Origin of the sequence: Pseudomonas sp. H11T01 (assembly GCF_048515765.1) — a bacterium.
Classification (GTDB): domain Bacteria; phylum Pseudomonadota; class Gammaproteobacteria; order Pseudomonadales; family Pseudomonadaceae; genus Aquipseudomonas.
Genome location: NZ_JBLYED010000067.1, coordinates 1 through 1,025 on the forward strand (window position 1 = coordinate 1; position 1,025 = coordinate 1,025).

General features: G+C 56.0%; 1 protein-coding gene. It reads left to right on the forward strand.

The genetic code is table 11. From position 1 onward, the window contains the following. Positions 1-1,025: hypothetical protein (locus tag ACN1C3_RS33190; RefSeq protein ID WP_419119949.1), on the forward strand; the 1,025-nt coding region annotated here is incomplete at both ends.

Genomic DNA, 1,025 nt, shown 5'->3' on the forward strand with positions numbered 1-1,025 from the left:
GCCCACACTATCAGCGTTCGCCATCTTACCCACGGTACAGCGCGTGAGCAGTTCAATTGGGAAGTCGCCTATTACGCAAGGCGGATTGCCGATGATGTCGCCCAAGGCCATAAAACCCCGGAACAAGGCATCCAGGCACTGTTGCAAGAACAACGCGCCCTGCTGATCCAGTCGCAAGCCATGACGCGCAAAGGTCAAGACGCGATAACCGATTCGGTAAAGAGAATCCCGGTCTCAAGGCTTACACAACCCGGATTACAACCAGACCCCGGGCGTTTATTGCGCTATGTCCACGCGCAAAACCTCAAAACGGCTAACGCGAATACGCCCGTCGCAACCAAAACAGCCTCCTCGCCGCATCCTGTCGCTGACTTAAAATTCTTCCCCCGTGAGCGCTGGCCAGCGCCCATCCCTGAGCTAGAGCAACCGGGGTTTTACATCGTCCCCAGGAGCACGACCGCTGAAAAGCTGGAGGCCCAGCTATTCCCCTCTCCCCAACCCGTCGTCATCGCCAAATTCAAGGCACTGAACCCGAACCTGGATCAAGTAAAAGCCGGGACGATGATTGTCCTGAGTGACCCGAACAATCATCAATGCACTCACGAAGAAGCGTTGTTGATGGCAGCGGCAAGCAAAGTGGATAAGGCACTGGAGCCACTCAGCCCGGAAGAAGCCGATTTCATGGCGCGTCACTATGACGAAATAGCGCCCATCCTAACTTATGGATCCCTTGGAGCTAGTGCAGGCTTGGCCATGTTCGCCAAGAACCTGGACGATGTGAACGTCATTCTGCGTGACATCGAGGCCTTGCACACACGGACCTTTCAGGCAGAGGGCCGTCTGAGCTCACCGGCATTTTTTAACGAGCGTAAGCGTCTACTGGCGCGGCTCAATGTCCAACTCACCGCACTGACAAAAAAAGGCATTGGCTTCCCCGATCATCCAAACCTGAAAACCGCGCTTGGAATCGCCACCCCGAACTTGGTGCATCGCTGGAGAAAGGCCGGTGCGGCGGGCCAGATTCC